At 38.2% G+C, this 18,307-nt stretch carries 12 protein-coding genes; 2 read left to right on the top strand and 10 right to left on the bottom strand.

Features of this window, described 5'->3' with window-relative positions; translation table 11 throughout:
* Window positions 1-9: 9 nt before the first annotated feature.
* From accC to GVN22_RS04970, 7 genes are all read right to left on the bottom strand, one after another.
* On the bottom strand, window positions 10-1,353 hold the full coding sequence (gene accC / locus GVN22_RS05000; RefSeq protein ID WP_166549956.1) for an acetyl-CoA carboxylase biotin carboxylase subunit: 1,344 nt from the start codon (window positions 1,351-1,353) through the stop codon (window positions 10-12).
* A gap of 137 nt (window positions 1,354-1,490) precedes the next feature.
* Window positions 1,491-1,958: an acetyl-CoA carboxylase biotin carboxyl carrier protein gene (gene accB, locus GVN22_RS04995; RefSeq protein WP_166549955.1), complete on the bottom strand. Its 468-nt coding sequence runs from the start codon at window positions 1,956-1,958 to the stop codon at window positions 1,491-1,493.
* A 223-nt stretch (window positions 1,959-2,181) separates the two neighbouring features.
* Entirely contained in the window at window positions 2,182-2,745 is a 564-nt protein-coding gene (efp, locus tag GVN22_RS04990; RefSeq protein ID WP_166549954.1) for an elongation factor P, read from the bottom strand.
* 194 nt (window positions 2,746-2,939) lie between these two features.
* Window positions 2,940-3,929 (bottom strand): beta-ketoacyl-ACP synthase III, encoded by a 990-nt coding sequence (locus GVN22_RS04985; RefSeq protein ID WP_166549953.1) that lies wholly within the window; start codon window positions 3,927-3,929, stop codon window positions 2,940-2,942.
* Window positions 3,930-4,013: 84 nt separating this feature from the next.
* A complete protein-coding gene (gene plsX / locus GVN22_RS04980) occupies window positions 4,014-4,955 on the bottom strand; it encodes a phosphate acyltransferase PlsX (protein WP_166549952.1) in 942 nt (313 codons plus the stop codon).
* A gap of 164 nt (window positions 4,956-5,119) precedes the next feature.
* On the bottom strand, window positions 5,120-5,314 hold the full coding sequence (rpmF, locus tag GVN22_RS04975; RefSeq protein ID WP_095161299.1) for a 50S ribosomal protein L32: 195 nt from the start codon (window positions 5,312-5,314) through the stop codon (window positions 5,120-5,122).
* 64 nt (window positions 5,315-5,378) lie between these two features.
* Window positions 5,379-6,035, bottom strand: a complete 657-nt coding sequence (locus GVN22_RS04970; protein WP_166549951.1) for a DUF177 domain-containing protein — start codon at window positions 6,033-6,035, stop codon at window positions 5,379-5,381.
* Between the two features lie 301 nt (window positions 6,036-6,336).
* Here GVN22_RS04970 and GVN22_RS04965 point away from each other — a divergent pair, with 301 nt between their 5' ends.
* Both GVN22_RS04965 and GVN22_RS04960 read left to right on the top strand, forming a co-directional pair.
* Entirely contained in the window at window positions 6,337-6,990 is a 654-nt protein-coding gene (locus GVN22_RS04965; RefSeq protein ID WP_166549950.1) for a phosphatase PAP2 family protein, read from the top strand.
* A gap of 245 nt (window positions 6,991-7,235) precedes the next feature.
* Window positions 7,236-9,563 (top strand): penicillin-binding protein 1A, encoded by a 2,328-nt coding sequence (locus GVN22_RS04960; protein ID WP_166549949.1) that lies wholly within the window; start codon window positions 7,236-7,238, stop codon window positions 9,561-9,563.
* A 35-nt stretch (window positions 9,564-9,598) separates the two neighbouring features.
* Here GVN22_RS04960 and GVN22_RS04955 read toward each other — a convergent pair whose 3' ends face one another.
* The 3 genes from GVN22_RS04955 to GVN22_RS04945 form a co-directional block, all read right to left on the bottom strand.
* The gene (locus GVN22_RS04955; RefSeq protein ID WP_166549948.1) at window positions 9,599-13,147 is read right to left on the bottom strand and encodes an FG-GAP-like repeat-containing protein; all 3,549 of its coding nucleotides are present in this window, start codon (window positions 13,145-13,147) and stop codon (window positions 9,599-9,601) included.
* 84 nt (window positions 13,148-13,231) lie between these two features.
* On the bottom strand, window positions 13,232-14,977 hold the full coding sequence (locus GVN22_RS04950) for a RagB/SusD family nutrient uptake outer membrane protein (RefSeq protein WP_166549947.1): 1,746 nt from the start codon (window positions 14,975-14,977) through the stop codon (window positions 13,232-13,234).
* A gap of 54 nt (window positions 14,978-15,031) precedes the next feature.
* On the bottom strand, window positions 15,032-18,274 hold the full coding sequence (locus GVN22_RS04945) for a TonB-dependent receptor (protein WP_166549946.1): 3,243 nt from the start codon (window positions 18,272-18,274) through the stop codon (window positions 15,032-15,034).
* Window positions 18,275-18,307 lie beyond the last annotated feature (33 nt).

Below are 18,307 nucleotides of genomic sequence, written 5' to 3'. Positions count from 1 at the left end.
GTTGTATTACTACAAGCTTTTCAAATCAAAATTCTCCATAAAAGCAGTTGTAAATTGACCTGATTTGAAGCGTTCGTCATCCATCAATTTAATGTGGAATGGAATCGTAGTTTTGATACCATCGATTACGAACTCTTGCAAAGCACGCTTCATACGCAACAATACTTCTTCACGGCTCTGACCTGAAACGATTACTTTCGCAATCATTGAGTCATAGTTTGGTGGAATTGTATAGCCTGCATACACATGGCTGTCGATACGTACTCCGTGACCACCTGGTAAGTGTAAATTAGTAATTTTACCTGGCGATGGGCGGAAGCCGTTTGCTGGATCTTCAGCATTGATACGACACTCTAGTGCATACAATTTTGGCGTATAGTTTTGTCCAGAAATGGCTACACCAGCAGCAACTTTAATTTGTTCTTTGATAAGGTCAAAGTCAGTTACTTCTTCAGTGATTGGGTGTTCTACTTGGATACGAGTATTCATTTCCATGAAGTAGAAATCGCCATGCTTATCCACCAAGAACTCAACAGTACCCGCTCCTTCGTATTTAATAGCTGAAGCACCTTTGATGGCAGCTTCACCCATTTTCTCACGAAGTTCTGGCGTAAGCGCTGGAGAAGGAGTTTCTTCACAAAGTTTTTGGTGACGACGTTGGATAGAGCAATCACGTTCTGAAAGGTGACATACTTTACCAAATTGGTCGCCTACTACCTGAATTTCGATGTGACGTGGTTCTTCTACATATTTTTCCATGTAGATACCATCGTTACCGAAAGCATTGGCAGCTTCCATTTTAGCGTCATTCCAAAGCTTTTCAAACTCGTCTTCATGACGGATGATACGCATACCACGACCACCACCACCAGCCGTAGCTTTGATGATAACTGGGTAAACAATATCTTTTGCAATACGCTTAGCATCTTCTACCGTATCAATCAAGCCTTCCGAACCTGGAATTACAGGTACGCCAGCGATTTTCATAGTAGCTTTTGCTGTAGCTTTGTCACCCATCAAATTGATTTGTTCGGCAGTAGCACCAATAAATTTGATACCATATTCAGAACAAATACGAGAGAACTCAGCATTTTCTGACAAGAAACCATACCCTGGGTGGATTGCATCTGCGCCAGTAACTTCGGCAGCTGAAATAATCGCAGGGATGTTCAAATACGACTGACGGCTTGGCGGTGGGCCAATACACACAGCTTCGTCAGCAAATTTTACGTGAAGGCTTTCACGGTCAGCAGTAGAATAAATCGCTACCGTTTTGATGCCCATTTCCTTACATGTTCTAATGATACGGAGGGCAATTTCACCTCTGTTGGCGATAAGTATTTTCTTAAACATTCTTTAGCTTTAGTTATAAACTCAACTAAACATCTTTATCGATGAGTTATTGTAACAATAACTCACTAATCGACAAGGGAGTTTTTGACTTATTGAAAAATAAAACCAAATAGATGGGGTAATTCAATATGGTTGGCTTATTGTTCAACTACGAAAAGAGGTTGGTCAAACTCAACTGGCGTTGCGTTCTCTACCAATACTTCAACGATACGACCAGATACTTCTGATTCGATTTCATTAAACAATTTCATGGCTTCGATGATACAAACTGGCTTACCTTTTGTCACTTCTGAACCAATTTCAACGAATGATGGAGAATCTGGGCTAGAAGAACGGTAGAATGTACCAATCATTGGAGACTTGATAGTCACACGGTTAGATGCTGCCACTGGGGCCGCTGCAGGAGCAGCTGGAGCCGCCGCCGCTGGAGCTGCAACTGGAGCCGCTGCTACTACTGGTGCTGGAGTTGCTACCACTTGTTGTACCACTGGCGCTTGACCATAACGCTTTACTGAAAGTTTCAACTCAGAAGTTTCGATGTTTACCTCATCAAGAGTTGATTGAGCAATAAAATCTAATAGCTTTTGGATTTCTTTATTTTCCATTGGAGGTTGGTGTTACAATGTCTAATTGATAAATTTTACGTATAAGGGAATTTCAGATAAGTTATTGTTTTCAAGAATACCTCTCACAAAAATTAAGGCCGAAAAAGGACAGTGTCCTATAAATTCAGGACTAAAGATACAGTAAATATAAGTATTTTTAGTTGAGCCAGTAAAATCTTGAGGGGTAAAACTTTATTGAAAATCAATCACTTATCGCGGGGTATTATTTTACTCGTTCTACATATTCGTAAGTACGAGTATCTACCTTGATTTTCTCATCGTTTTGGATGAATAATGGTACAGTAATCGTTGCACCAGTTTCAACAGTAGCAGGTTTTTTAGGAGAGTTGGCTGTGTCACCTTTGATACCTGGTTCGGTATAAGTAACTACAAGCTCCACAAATAGAGGCATTTCGCAAGAAATAGGTTGCTCTGTTTCTGCATTGATTAAGATTTCAACCACTTGGCCTTCTTTCATAAGGTCAGCAGCTTCTACCATTTCTTTGTTCAATGTAACTTGCTCGAAGTTTTCGTTATCCATGAAAGTATAACCAAATTCTTCTTCATACAAGTATTGGAAAGAACGACGCTCTACACGTACTGGGAAAATCGCTACCCCTGAGTTGAACGTGTTATCGATTACCTTTCCTGAAGTCAATGATTTCAATTTTGTTCTTACAAAAGCAGGGCCTTTGCCTGGCTTTACGTGTAAAAACTCAACAACTGAAAAAAGATCGTTGTTAAATTTGATTACTAGTCCGTTTCTGATGTCTGCAGTAGTTGCCATTTTTTCAATTATTTAGAAAACAAGAAATAGCATAAGCAATTTTGCTTTCTGAACACTAAATAGTTACAAATTTGATAATTACAAAAATTTGAATGTGCAAAATTACAAAAATGTTCTCTGAACTTAGCACAAAAAAAAACAGTAAACTACCCAGTTTAATGAAATTTAGCTAGGAAATTTACTGTTTTGATACTTTAGTACGCCCATTTGAGGTAAACACTCCCCCAAGTAAAGCCTCCACCAAATGCGGCAAGAATAAGATTATCCCCTTTTTTAAGTTGACTTTCGTAGTCCCACAAACACAATGGAATGGTAGCTGCAGTGGTATTTCCGTACTTATGGATATTGAGCATTACTTTCTCAGGACCAACGCCCATTCGGTTGGCAGTTGCGTCAATAATTCTTTTGTTAGCTTGATGCGGTACCAAAAAGGCAACATCATCGCCCGAAAGATTATTACGCTCCATGATTTCAGCCGAAACGTCTGCCATACGAGTTACGGCAAACTTAAATACAGCTTGTCCTTCTTGATGGATATGATGCCACTTATTGTCAATTGTTTCGTGCGTTGGAGGATATGCACTTCCTCCTCCTTTCTGAATCAAGTGATTAGCACCTGAGCCATCTGATTTTAAGATAAAATCTTGAAGACCTAAGCCATCTGAGCTAGGCTCAAGCAATACAGCACCAGCGCCATCGCCAAACAACACGCAAGTAGAGCGATCTGTATAATCAACAATAGCTGACATTTTATCGGCACCTACTACAACTACTTTCTTATAGCGACCTGATTCGATAAACATGGCACCAGTTACCAAGGCATTCAAAAAGCCTGAGCAAGCAGCTGCAATGTCATAGGAAGCATTAAAAGAAATGCCTACTTTATCGCAAATCAAATTGGCTGTTGATGGGAAAAAATGATCAGGAGTTACTGTAGCGCAAATTAACAAATCTACCTCTTCAGGTTTTGTATTGGTTTTTTCCAATAGTTTCCTTACAGCTTCAGCTCCCATGACCGAAGTACCTTGACCTTCTCCACGCAAGATACGACGTTCTTTAATACCTGTACGGGAGATTATCCATTCATCAGTGGTATCAACAATTTTTGCTAAGTCGGCGTTTGTTAAAACTTCCTCTGGCACGTACCCCTGAACGCCTGTAATTGCTGCAATGATCTTTGTCATGTTCAATAATATAAATAGTGCCCTGCGAACTAGCGCTAAGTGAAGTGCCTTTAAGCACAACACGGTAGTTGGCAGGAACACTCACTATGCACTAAGTGCTTCTTTGATCTTTTCTGTAACTTTAGATTCTACTATTTTAGTAGAAAGATGAATCATATTTTTAATAGCTTTTGCCGATGACGCTCCATGTGCAATAATAACATTGCCATTCACTCCAACGATTGGGCTACCACCTACGGCTTCATAATTAGTTTTGTCAAGGAAATTTGTTTCAACACCTTGATCTTTCATAATACCGTATAACGACTCGCCCATTTTCAAAAGAATATTTCCAGTGAATCCATCTGTGACAATCACATCAGCTTTCCCTTTAAAGAAATCTTTTCCTTCGATGTTACCAATGAAGTTCATTTTAGCATTTTCCTTCATTAGTTTGTGAGCTTGTTGAGCAATAACAGAACCTTTTTCTGCTTCTTCTCCAATATTCATCAAGCCTACTTTGGGATTTTCTTCACCTGTTGTAGCTTGGTAATAAATAGATCCTAACAAGCCGAATTGCTCAAGCATTTCTGGTTTTACGTCGGCATTAGCACCAATGTCCACCATTACGGCCATTTTGCCGTTGGTTTGTGGTGCAAAGCCAGCGATTGCAGGGCGCTGAACACCTTCGATTGCCTTTATTGAGAAAAGTGAACCAACCATCATCGCACCAGTATTACCTGCCGAGCCAAATGAATCGATTTCACCTGTCTTTAAAAGTTTAAACCCAACTCCGATACTGGAATTGGGTTTAGCTTGTAAGGCTTTTACAGGATGTTCACCCATCTCAATTGTTTCGTTAGCCTCAACAATTTTAATGTTTGATCCCGTATAATTTTGTTTATCAAGAACTGCTTGAATTGCCTCGACTTGACCAATCAATACGATTGTCACACCTTCGGGCAACTCATTAGCTGCTAATACTGCTCCTTCAACTATGGCTTGCGGGGCGAAGTCGCCGCCCATTGCATCAACTCCTATATTCATTGGTTATTTTTGTTTACGCAAAATTGGTAACTGCAAAAATAGCATTTTAAGAAGTTGAAAACAGTATTTTTTTGTGTTTTTTATATGTAAAAAAACACATTTATCAGCTATACCTCTGATAATCAGAAACTTTAGCCTATTTAATACCTAAAATATTGTATCAATTACGCTTGTGCAGCATAACCTTCTACTACCATTTTACCTTTGTAGTAAAGGTTACCTTCGAATACGTGTGCACGGTGACGCAAGTGAATTTCGCCAGTAGTTGGGTCTACAGTGATTGCTTTTGGAGTAGCAAAATCATGTGAACGTCTCTTATCTCTGCGAGTTGTCGAATGTCTTCGTTTAGGATGTGCCATTTTCTTATTTCCGTTATTTTGTTACGTTGTTACTTAACTTATGTACGAGCGTCTTGCTCTAAAATTAATTTTGATTATTTTTCAAATTCTTCAATATAGCCCAACGTGGGTCTATTGGTGCTTCTGAGTCATCTTCGGGGCTTTCTTGTTCCTCCTCTTCATATTCTTCTTCTTCATCCTCGTCGTCGTCATCTCCGCCTCCTGTGGTATAAACAAACTCTCCTTCTTCATCTTCCCAAAGCAAATCGTCATCCTCCCAATCTTCATCGTCTTCGTCTTCCTCATCGTACCCTTCCGTTTCTTCTTGTACAAATTTGGGGTGCAATTTCTTGATCGGAATTTCCAAAAATATGAAGTCAAATATGTCTTGCGCTACATTAATCTGTTGTACATGACGGTCAATTAACATCAGTTCATCTGTGACTTCCTCTGTGCGATCTGCAAACTTCAGAATCATTTTTTTCGTAATGTTAATAGGGTAATCAAACTGCTCAAGGCTTCTATCACAAGTCAATTCTACGACTGCTTCAATTTCATAAAGTAACTGAATCATCGTTTCAGATTTGTCTAAAGTTACTTTTGCTTTGAAGTTTCCTTTTCCGATTTCATCCTGTTCAAACTCAGCAAAAAACTGATCGTCACCCTCAAACTCATGCACATATTGCTTGTTGTCGAGGCGAAAAATATCAATCTTATAATTTGCTAAATAATTCTTTTTCAAGGCTTTCAATCAAATAAAGGTCTGTCAGACAGACTCGGTTTGGATACTTTATATCACCGTGTACATTGTATTGTACGCATGCTTTTGAGCTAACCTAAAGCTAGGTTATCCCGAAAAGACTGCAAAATTAGAGACTTTTTTTGAAAATGACAACAATTCGAAGCAATACTTTTGAGAAAAAGATTTTTTATTAATTCTCAGGCAATGAACCACTTACTATACTGATAGCTGCGACCTTATTTGACCTACTATCAAAACAAGGATGTTTGAAGGAGGCTCATTTTTTACGAACTTTGTGGTTATGAAAAATCTTTTGAAAAATAATCTCTCTTTTTTTATTCCTTTTATCCTTTTGTGGCTTGTGTGCTTGGTGTGGGTTTTGGACACTCCCAAGTTCGAACAAATGGTTTGGATTAATACTCACCGAACGATGTGGTCAGATACTTTTTTCTGGTGGGCAACTCAGTTAGGTGAGGGATGGTTTTTCGCTGTTACGATTTTGGTTTGGTTATTATTCAGGTATGAAAATGCACTCATTGGAGCTATAGCCTTTGCAGTTAGTACCATTATTTCACAGAGTTTAAAATTTTCGTTTCAAACCTTACGACCTAGCGAATTTTTTAAAGATATATCATACCCTTGGCAATATGTGAATGGTGTTGAACTACACGGCTTCAATAGTTTTCCTTCAGGGCATACGACTAGTGCATTTTGTGTGTTTACACTTTGGGTATTTTTTGCCAAAAAGCCAGTGTTAAGTCCTATTTTCCTTACCTTGGCACTCACAGCAGCCTATTCTAGACCTTATCTTTTTCAGCACTTTCCTGAAGACTTATTGGGTGGTTCAATCGTCGGAATAATTAGTGCTATTGTATCTATTGAAATCTATCAGAAATATTTTGAAACTAAATATCCACAATTAAGTCAAAAAGGATTATTGACAAGGAGAAATTGATATTTCGGAAATATATCATTCTAGTAATAATCCATTTACTCAATAATTCTGACAGACTCGAATACTTTTCTGGTAAATCAAGCGTATATGTATTAAATTTTTAAATTTGTAAAAGAGAGTTACCCTAATTGCTGATGTAAGATGGTAGATTTCGAAAGTAGCCTTGAATTTACCGAAATACACTAACGCTCTTACATCAAAACATTTTAAACCCCATAAACGACTCAAGTCATAACTATAAACTCATGATAAAACTCCAACCCGGTAAATACCAACGTACCATTCAAAGCCTCTGGAAATGGTCTATTCGTGGTTTTATTGCGCTTGTTTTATATGTTCTAGCTGTTAACTATAACTTCTTCTGGTTGTTTGGAGGAATGCCTAGTCTCCAAGAGCTTGAAAATCCTAAAAGCCAATTAGCCTCTGTTTTAATTTCGGAAGACGGTGTCGAACTAACCAAATATTTCAGAGAAAACCGTAGTCCTGTAGAATTTGAAGAGCTTTCGCCCAATATCATCAATGCCTTGATGGCAACCGAAGATGCTCGTTTTGCCAAACATTCTGGGATTGATTTACGTAGTACATTTCGTGTAGTGACCAGCTTTGGTACGGCAGGTGGTGGTAGTACTATCACGCAACAATTAGCCAAAAACCTATTCAATACTCGAAGAGCAGAATCAACAGAGGAAGGAATGGAGTACAAAGGGCTTTTGATGCGAATTCCAAAAATCAGTACTATAATTGCTAAAACTAAGGAATGGATTTTGGCCATTCGTCTTGAAAGTCGATATACCAAACAAGAAATCATGAAAATGTATCTAAACGAAGTAGAGTTTGGAAACAATGCTTATGGTATTCGTGTAGCCTGTAAGACTTATTTTAGTAAAGAAGTAGGTAATGTTAGTGTAAGCGAAGCGGCAACGCTTGTAGGGATGCTTCAGAACCCCAATCTTTATGACCCACGAAGACGTCCTGAAAAATGCCTTGATAGACGTAATATTGTTTTGGCACAGATGGTTAAATATGGCTATTTACCCGAGGCTGAAGCTGCTGAAATGCAGGAAAAGCCTATTCAGTTGAAATTTAAAATTGAAAACCACAATACAGGTTTGGCTCCTTATTTCAGAGAAGCTATCAAAAAACAACTTTTGGCAATTATTGCGGAAATTAATGAGAGTCGTGGTGACGACGAACAGCTGAATCTTTATACAAGTGGGCTCAAAATTCATTGTACGCTTGATTCTCGCATGCAACAGTACTTTGAAGAATCCATTCGCGAACATATGATGGCTCAGCAAAAGAAGTTTTATGAGCATTGGAAAGGTCGTAATCCGTGGGTTGATGAGCACATGCGTGAAATTAAGGGATTCTTGAAGGATGCTATGAAACGTACTGACCGATACAAACAATTGATGGAGGAGATGGATGGTGATGAAGAAAAAGTTTGGGAGGTTCTTAATAAACCTGTTCGCATGACGGTATTTTCGTGGCAAGGAGAAAAAGATACCACTCTTTCACCGATGGATTCACTCAATTATTACAAAAGAATCCTTAATGCAGGTGCAATGGCAATGGATCCTAACAATGGCCATGTTAAGGCTTGGGTAGGTGGTATTAATTTCAAGTATTTCAAATACGACCATGTTCGCCAAAGTAGACGTCAACCAGGCTCAACATTCAAGCCTTTTGTGTATGCATCGGCAATTGAAAGCGATATTGTGACACCATGTGACAATGTTGTGGATGAGCCTGTTACTTTTGGACAAGAAGATGGTATTATGAAATCATGGACACCACAAAACTCTGATGGAAAATATTCTTACCAAAGTATGTCTTTGCGTAGAGCAATGGCGCGTTCAATTAATACGATTGCAGCTAAATTAATGAAGCAATTAGGGCCTCAAAAAGTAGCTGAATTTGCACACCGTGTTGGTATCACCAGTCCTTTGAATGAAACACCTGCGCTATGTTTAGGCTCTAGTGAGGTTTCTGTTTTTGAACAAGTGGATGCATACTGCTCTTTTGTGAATGAGGGCTATCGTATTGAGCCGCTTTTAATTGTAAGTATTGAAGATAAAAATGGGAACGAGCTTCGTCGTTTTGAAACAACGACAAAGCAAGTGATGAATAAAGAAACGGCCTATAAAATGGTACACATGCTTCAAGGTGCTGTGCAAGAACCAGGAGGTACTGCAGAAGGTTTGCGTCGTTATAGTTGTGCACAAGGCAATGAAATAGGTGCCAAGACAGGTACTACATCCAACTATTCAGATGGTTGGTTTATGGGTGTAACACAAAGTTTAGTCGGTGGTGTTTGGGTTGGTGGCGATGACCGTAGTATTCACTTCCGTAGTATTAGTTTGGGACAAGGTGCCAAAATGGCTATGCCTGCCTATGCCATGTTTATGGATAAAGTATATGCTGATCCATCACTTAGGATTGCAGGATACAAAAAGGAACCTTTCAATAAACCCGATGGTGTAGATATTAACTGTTATACTGCTCCAAGCGATTCGACACAAGTTCAATCGCCAACGGTAAAACCTAAAGATGAAGATGGATTTTTAAATTAAAAAGAAAAGGGGCTAACGCCCCTTTTCTTTTTAATTTAGTTTAACACACGTTTCAGACCCCTTTCATTCATTGCTTGAGCTTTTACAACATCACCTCCTACCATGAGTTTGTGAGCCGATTGTGACAAGAACGATGAGCCATAAGGAATTTCAACTTTCCGTGTTTTACCATTTTTAAGTGTCAACAATGCACTGCTTTCATTTGGTGCAAGCTTAAGCACTTTATAAGGTTTTGTACTTTCAAAAAACTTCAATTTATCTCTATTTTGAGATGTAACGGTCAATAAACTACCTTTTGCAGACTGAAGCTCTACTAATGCTTTGGCATCTCCAGTTACACGATAGCCACTTTGATCAATTGGTAGTACTGTAAAGCCTCCTTTACCATCACCTTTCAGAAGATTTCCCTGAGACCCGTCCATACGTCCAACAGTCAACTCCGTTGAATAGTCATTACCCGTTATGAGTACATCCAAGTTACCATCTTGATCGAAGTCTTGTACCACCATACCAAATACAGGCGCAAATTGCGTTTGAACTGGCAATTCTTTTATCTTAAACTTACCATTTCCTTGATTTTCAAGATAACTTGTTTTCATCCAATTTGCTTTTAAGATAATAGCATCTTTTAGCTCCTCAGGTTTTAATACTTCATTGATGGTTGCTTTGGCATATTTTGCATACGAATCAAAACGTTGACGAGTTTGGATAAATTGCTTTGCTAAATCATCACGAGTATTAAATGGGAATTCTTTGCGAACACCATCCAAGTCTTTATAAAATACCGTTGGAATAGCATCATAATGCCCATCATTATTAAAATCTTTTGCGTAAACAGTAATGGGATTTGAGTCTGATGCACGATTCAATGAATTGAGCCCCAAGTTACCTGCCACATAATCCATATCACCATCATTGTCAAAATCTCCTGCACTAAGGCTATTCCACCAGCCTTTATAAGATTCAATACCTGTTTCTTGTGCTGGAGCTAACTTACCATTTTGATTTTTCAAGAAAGTCACTGGCATAAACTCTCCAGCAAGTGCCAAATCCGTCCAACCATCATTGTCATAATCTGTCCATAAAGCGTCACAAATCAAACCAATTTGATTTAATTGTGGTGCTACTTGTGCCGTCACATCTGTAAATTTTAATTGAGGGGCTTCATTACGGAGGATATAACTATTCACAGGCTTAGGATATGCTCCTGGCTCTACCCTACCTCCAATAAACAAGTCTAAATCACCATCTCTGTCATAATCTACAGCCTTGATACAAGACCCACTCTTTAGTAAAGCAGGAATAGCTTGGTCGGCAGACTGAAAATGTCCTTTTCCATCATTGATAAACAAATGGTCTTTGTAGTTTTGATCTCCCGCAGGGAATTCATAACTTCCACTTACTACGTACAAGTCTAAATCGCCATCCTTTTCAGCATCAAAAAGTAATACCCCCATATCCTCTGAGAGTTTTTCTTTTCCTTCAAGACCAGGCAAAAAGTCTTTTACTTCAAACTTACCTGTAGTATTTTGCAACAAGAACCGTCCTTTATATTGACTTGCACCACCTACAAAAATATCATCTAACCCATCCCCGTTTACATCTCCTACTGCCAACGCTGGACCAAATTGTGAGAATTTATGAGGCAGTAACTTTTGGACGTTAAAGTCAATAATATCCTGTTCATGATGAATATATCCTGTATTTAATACATCCGTAATATCTACAAGCAAAGGACTTACAGTATTTTCTTTTTCATCAGGCAATACCTGAGCTTGAGCTTCGTCTACATACAAAGTTTTGTTTGTTTTGACATTTTTAAAAATTTGTCCTTTACCACTTTGCCAAACTACCTTTACCTCTTTTACAGTTTGTGTTTTGCCCAAACCAAAATGTGCTGTAGGGTCTACACTAGACAAATATCCACGATATGGCGTGTATTCATACACTTGTTTCTGATCATTTGCGTACAAAATTTCGACCCAAGCACCGTAGCCTTGAACATTGTCTTTGCCCCCTTTAAGTTGAACCTTTAGATAGTTACTTTCATTGGGTTTCTGTTGAATCACATTATTTCTAAAAACAGATGCCGAATCATTGATATTATTCACGATGTAATCTAAATCACCATCATTATCTAAATCAGCATAGGCTGCTCCATTTGAAAAACTAGGTTGTGTAATACCCCACGCTTCTGTAACATCATCAAATTTCAAATCTCCTTTATTCTTGTAAGCAAAGTTTTTGATTTTGATAGAAGGAATCGAATCCAACAACATCATACGAGTCATGATACTCGACATAGACGCACGATAGGCAATGAAGTCTTGGTCAGTGACATCACGTGGATATCCATTAGTAATAATAATATCACGAAGACCATCATTGTCGAAATCTGTCACCATAGGAGTCCAACTCCAATCTGTTTCTGCAACACCAGCTAACAGTCCCACTTCACTAAATAACGGACGGTGTGAATAAGGATCTTTTCCTAAATTCACCTGAAGGGTATTTCGTGGATATTGATAACCATAACCATATTGCTCATTATTTTGATAAGTCACGTAGTTATTAGCAGGAGTCATCATTTTTTTACGATAGTTCGACTCTGGCATCATATCCAATGCAATAATGTCGACTAATCCATCATTGTTAATATCACTCACATCATTTCCCATGGCAGAGTAAGAAGTATGTTTGAAATACAAACTTGCTTGGTCGGTAAAGGTGCCATCATGGTTATTGATATAAAGTAAATCATTCGTTAAATAGTCATTGGTCACATAAATATCTTTCCAGCCATCGCGGTTGATGTCGGTGATATTCAGTCCCAACCCATATCCCTCAATCTGAATTCCTGCTTGTTTAGACACGTCGGTATAAACAGGGTGTTTTTTTACAGGGTCCCAATCATTTCTATAAAGTCTATCAGTTCTTTTAGAAGAACCATCTACAATTTTTTCGTGATACTTGTTCGGAAAACGGGTATCATCCATTTCGTTGACAAGCACATAAAGGTCGAGGTCACCATCATTATCATAGTCAAAGAAAGCAGCATTAGTCGTATGGGTTGTATCAGCAATACCATATTCTTGTGCCATTTCTTTAAAAATAGGTACATTGTTTTTATCTACACCTTGGTTGACATAGAGTAAATTTGCTCGTTCTGAAGCTACTTTTTTGGCAGTAGCACAAACGTAAATATCTAATTTGTTATCATTATTGATATCGACAATTGCCACGCCTGAACACCATTTTTTAGCACCATCCACTCCTGCTTTGGCAGTAATATCGTCAAACTTAAAATCACCTTTATTCAAGTATAATTTATTGCTTACCATATTCCCTGTAAAATAGACATCAGGCAAGCTATCATTATTAAAATCACCCACTGCAACGCCCCCACCATTGTTGATATATTCAAAAGTAAGAACATTCATCGTATCACTCTCTGTAATTCTATTTGAGAAGGTAATACCTGTGTCTTCTGCATTGAGCTGAGTAAACAATGCTGTATCATTTGTACACGAAACTTGCCAAACAACAGGGAGTAAACAGATACAAAGTCGTAATAGTTTTTTCATGATATTAGAGTTAAATCTTATAAAAAAAGAGATGGCAATATATACCATCTCTTTTGTATTAAAGCAATTTACAATTGGTTAAAATTAATAACCAGGGTTTTGCTTCAAGATATCTTTACCTTGAATATCAATTTGAGTTTGAGGGATTGGTAAGTACTCGTTTTTGCTAGCTGTAAATTTTGCACCACCAAACATAGTAACTAAGAATTTAGATTCATAGGCTAAATATGCATTTAATTCTGTAGCTGCTTCACCCCAACGAACTAAGTCAAAAAATCTATGACCTTCTCCAGATAACTCAAGTTTACGTTCGAAACGCACAGCTTTACGAGCTACAGCTTTGTCAGTCCATGCTGTATTGTACAAACTGATTACATAGTTAGCGGCAGGCTTACCAGCTTTTGTCACAAAACCAGAAGGGTTTGCTGCACGAGCTCTCACTCTGTTAACATACTCACGTGCTTTTTCTAAACTACCTACTTCAACTTCAGCTTCAGCTGCCATCAATAATACGTCAGCGAAACGGATAATTGTATAGTTCATTGTAGCATAACCACGCGTCCATGAGCTACCATCTGTCAATGTATTTTCCTGAGTTTTGTAGTACACATATTTTTTAGGAGAATATGGACCAGCATAAGGTTGAGAACGAATCCAATCTTTTCCAGGGTGATCTATCCAGTCTAAATAAGGAATACCACGACGACCGATAGAGTGGTCAATACGAGGGTCAAGATTACCTTGATCTGGTGTAAATGCAGCATTTGATTCAACACCATAGTCATTTACTAACTGATTACTTCCTGTGTTGTAAGAACCATCTAATAAAGGTAAACCATTAGCATCTGTACGGAAAGAGTTCGCCAATGAGAAACTTGGTTGAAAGAATCCGCAACAGTTACCAGGACCATTAGCACCTGTGTTGTATGGATAGTTCAAATCATCCCATGCGTTAGAGTTGTTCGTACTACCTGTATTCATTGATGTTTGAACAGCAAATATCGATTCTTCATGGTTGTCATTTTCAGCGTTGAAGATCTCTGCATATTTAGCTACTAAGGCATACTTCTTACCATTCGTTGTTTTACCATTAGCAATTACTTGATCGAAAATAGCTTTTGCCTCTGTATATTTCTTTTCAAACAAATATGTTTTACCTAAATATGAAGCAGCAGCCCACTTATTCACACGACCAGCTTGATCCAATGTTTCTGGTAAGTTATCCATACCTGCTTTGAAATCAGCTTCAATTTTATCCCAGAAATCAGGAGTATTTGCTACTTTCTCAATACCAGTACCATAATCTTTTGTTTCATCGATGTATGGAACGCTATTGAAGATTTTTTTCAACTCAAAATAAAAGTGACCTCTTAAAACACGAGCTTCAGCAATAATACGTTTTTTATCAGTATCTGATAGCTCTGTTGAGGCTGTAGCCAAACGAATCGTTGTGTTTGCACGGCTAATACCTTCATACTTTGCATTCCAGCTACCATTAATATCTCCGTCTGTAGCTGGTGCTTCATAACGTTGAATTGGGTTGATAGCTGTATAGTCACCAGGGTCGGTACCTTTATTGGCATCACCACCCAAAATTGAACCATATACCCAGTTGTTTGGACCAGCGAAACGAGTATAACCTTTACCAGCTAACATTGCATAGGCTCCCAATAAAGAGCCTTCAACCCCAGCTTTAGTACTTAATTGCGCCTGAGCCAATGAACCCGTTGGTAACACTGTCAAGAAAGTATCTTCTTTACATGAGAATACCAAAGTAGTCAATGTCAAAGTAGCAATGATTGCCTTTTTTGCACTTGAATATCTTTTCATAAATGGATTTCGATTTTAAAATTAGAATTACTTTTTGTTGGTACTCTTGAACGATTAGAATCCTAAGTTCAAACCAACGTTAAAGCTACGAGTTACAGGGTAGTTACCAACATCGATACCGAAGTTTGTATCCACAGCACCACCTACACCTGGGTCTAGACCTTTGTATTTAGTAACTGTAAAGATGTTGTTAGCTGATACACTGATACGAGCTCTAGAAAGACCTAATTTTGCAAGAGCTGATTTTGGTACAGTATAACCTATAGAAAGGTTCTGCATTCTCAAATAAGAACCATCCTCTACGTACCAAGAGTTAGAAGCACCACTTGTTGACAAGTTTGAGGCACTTTCCCAAATTGGCCCTTGAGCACTGTTACCCAATGCAGGAGTCCAAGAATCTTTCGCTCTTACACCTTTACCAGAACCTTCAAATGTTCCGAAGAAGTCAGTAAACCACTTCGACATATTGAAGATTTTATTTCCAAGAGATGTATAGATATAAGTAGAGAAATCAAAGTTTTTATATTGAAGACCGATATTTACACCACCAGTATAAGTAGGAACTGGACTACCAATGAATGTTCTATCATCTGGTGTGATTTTACCATCACCATTGAGATCTTTATACTTAAAACGACCAACACCAGCACCATCTTGAGCAGGAGAGCTTTTCACTTCGTCAGCACTAGCAAAGTAACCGATCACTTCATATCCGAAGAATGATGAAATACTTTGACCTACAGCATTACGAATTGGAGAAATACCACGGTATGTTGTTCCCTCAAAGTATGATACATTTGGAGCCAATGAAGAAATTTCGTTTTTCAAGAATGAACTGTTCCAAGTTAAATCATATTTCAAGTCTTTAGTTAACTTACCTTTATTGATGATTTGGAAATCGATACCTGAGTTCATCATACTAGCAATGTTTACAGAAGGAGCAGAAGCAGAAGCACCTACTACCCCTGGAAGAGGTACTTGGAACAACAAGTCTTTTGTATCTTTTCTCCACCAGTCTAATACTACTTCAAATCTACCATTCAGTAATGTTGCATCAATACCTATGTTAGTTGTAACTGCTGTTTCCCATTTTGCATCTGGGTTACCAATACGAGAACGATAGAAACCTGCATCAGCACCATTGTTAGTACCTGAAATTGGATAGAACGAAGTACCACGATCAGACGCATACAATGAGTATTGGTTGTTAGGGTTCACGTTATTTGAGTTACCCATTTGTCCCCAACCACCACGAATCTTCAAGTCTGAGATAAATGGAATCTCTTTCATGAATTCTTCGCTAGTTACACGCCATGCTGCTGAAAATGCAGGGAATACACCAATACGGCTATTAGCACCAAATCTTGATGAACCATCACGACGAACCAATGCAGTTAAATAATATTTGTCGTTGAAGCTATAGTCAACTTTACCAAATAGAGAGTAGAAGTTTACTCCACTAAATAAAGATGAGTTTACTACAGGGTTTTGTACAACTGATAAGTTAACGTAATCTAAATCCATTGAGAATGGATTAATACCTGAACCTGCAATGTTTCTTCCAACACCTGTATTTAATGCCTCAATACCTCCAAAAATTGTAGCAGCATGCTTATCAACTTTCAACTTGTAGCTTGCAGTATTTGAAAATACCCAAGAGAAAGAATAGCCTGTACCTTCGCTAAAGCTATTAGATGCTTCAGGCTCAGAGTCACCCAAATATCTGTAGTTGTAATCTTTATAGTAATAGTTATTGTACTGTCCACCAATACTTGAGCGTAATGTCAAGTTTTCGATTGGATCTACTTCTAAATAGATATTACCAAAACCATTAACATTAAAATTACCGTCGTTACTGTTGTTTAACATCAAACGTCTAACAGGGTTACGAGGGTTGTTAAAACCTTGAGCTATTGTAGAAGCGTAACTTCCAAACTCGTCAAATACGGGAATGATAGTTGGCATACGATAAGCTGCCAAAACTTCTGATTCTGAATCAGCAATACCCAAACCATTATTGCCACCTGCTTGACCCACTACTGAACGATAAGTAAACTGTAAGTTTTCACCAATTCTTACTTTTTTCGACAAATCAAATTCTGTGTTCGCACGGAATGAATAACGTTTGAAGCTATTAGCTAATAAGATACCAGATTGATCCTGAACACCTAGTCCAATATAATAGCGAGAACTTTCGGTGCCACCACTAAATCCTAGACTATGTCTTTGAATAGGTGCTACACGAGTAATTTCGTCGTACCAGTTTGTTCCTGCCTTATTTGGCTTAATCAAAAATGTGTTGCCAGGATTGGCCGCATACGCTGCTCTAAGAGCATTAATATCTACAGTACCTCTAATACCACTACCTACACCAGTTGCATACAAATAGTCTGGTAATGTTGCAGTTGCAGAAGAACCATATTGTGGGTGTGTATATTGTACCGCTGTACCGTTAGCAGCAGCGTTATTTCTATATGCCTGTTGAGTCCAATCTGCTTGTTCTTGTGGAGACAACATTTTTGGAGCTCCAGCTACGTTGGGGTCTGTAAAACCAATCAAACCATCATAGCTAACTTCCAATTTTCTTGCTTTCTTTGTTCCTTTCTTTGTTGTATATACGATTACACCATTTGCTGCACGAGCACCGTAAATTGAAGCTGCTGCAGCATCCTTCAATACAGTTGTCGACTCAATGTCATCTGGAGATAAGAAGTCCGTTGAACCAACAGGAACACCATCAACAACATATAAAGGTTCGTTACCTCCTAGTGCACCAAATCCACGTACACGGATAATCGAACTTGTACCAGGTTGACCGTTAGTAATAACAGTTACCCCAGTTACACGACCTTGTAATTGTTGCTCTACGTTACCTGAAGGAACAGCCGTTAAATCTTTTGCTTTTACAGTTGAAATCGCAGCAGTAGATTCTTTTTTGTTAGTAGTGGCATAACCGGTTACGATTACTTCTTCTAGAGCAGATACATCTTCACTCAATACAACATTGAGTGTTGTTTGACCTCCTACACTAACTTCTTTTGCTTTAAAGCCAATACCCGAGAATACGAGTACGTCACTTGAAGATTTTGAATTGATAGAAAAACTACCACTAGCATCAGATGTAGTACCCGTACGTGTACCTTTAATCATAATACTCACACCTGGAATACCTTGGTTGTCAACACCAACAACCTTACCTGTCACTTTTCTATCTTGAGCTACTGTTGAAACAGCATACAATAGCATTAAGCTCAAGACACATACATGCTTGAAATAATTTAGTAATTTGTTTTTCATATAATTGGTTTTTTGGATAATAATGAACTGAAA

It is taken from the genome of Cellulophaga sp. BC115SP, assembly GCF_009905545.1.
Taxonomy (GTDB): Bacteria; Bacteroidota; Bacteroidia; order Cytophagales; family Spirosomataceae; genus Flectobacillus; species Flectobacillus rivi.
This window is presented reverse-complemented; position numbering and strand designations above follow the sequence as displayed.

Bases quoted from the DNA above. Each gene is read 5' to 3' on its own strand.
- accC (WP_166549956.1), bottom strand. From the start codon at position 1,353: ATGTTTAAGAAAATACTTATCGCCAACAGAGGTGAAATTGCCCTCCGT.
- accB (WP_166549955.1), bottom strand. From the start codon at position 1,958: ATGGAAAATAAAGAAATCCAAAAGCTATTAGATTTTATTGCTCAATCA.
- efp (WP_166549954.1), bottom strand. From the start codon at position 2,745: ATGGCAACTACTGCAGACATCAGAAACGGACTAGTAATCAAATTTAAC.
- GVN22_RS04985 (WP_166549953.1), bottom strand. From the start codon at position 3,929: ATGACAAAGATCATTGCAGCAATTACAGGCGTTCAGGGGTACGTGCCA.
- plsX (WP_166549952.1), bottom strand. From the start codon at position 4,955: ATGAATATAGGAGTTGATGCAATGGGCGGCGACTTCGCCCCGCAAGCC.
- rpmF (WP_095161299.1), bottom strand. From the start codon at position 5,314: ATGGCACATCCTAAACGAAGACATTCGACAACTCGCAGAGATAAGAGA.
- GVN22_RS04965 (WP_166549950.1), top strand. From the start codon at position 6,337: ATGAAAAATCTTTTGAAAAATAATCTCTCTTTTTTTATTCCTTTTATC.
- GVN22_RS04960 (WP_166549949.1), top strand. From the start codon at position 7,236: ATGATAAAACTCCAACCCGGTAAATACCAACGTACCATTCAAAGCCTC.
- GVN22_RS04955 (WP_166549948.1), bottom strand. From the start codon at position 13,147: ATGAAAAAACTATTACGACTTTGTATCTGTTTACTCCCTGTTGTTTGG.
- GVN22_RS04950 (WP_166549947.1), bottom strand. From the start codon at position 14,977: ATGAAAAGATATTCAAGTGCAAAAAAGGCAATCATTGCTACTTTGACA.
- GVN22_RS04945 (WP_166549946.1), bottom strand. From the start codon at position 18,274: ATGAAAAACAAATTACTAAATTATTTCAAGCATGTATGTGTCTTGAGC.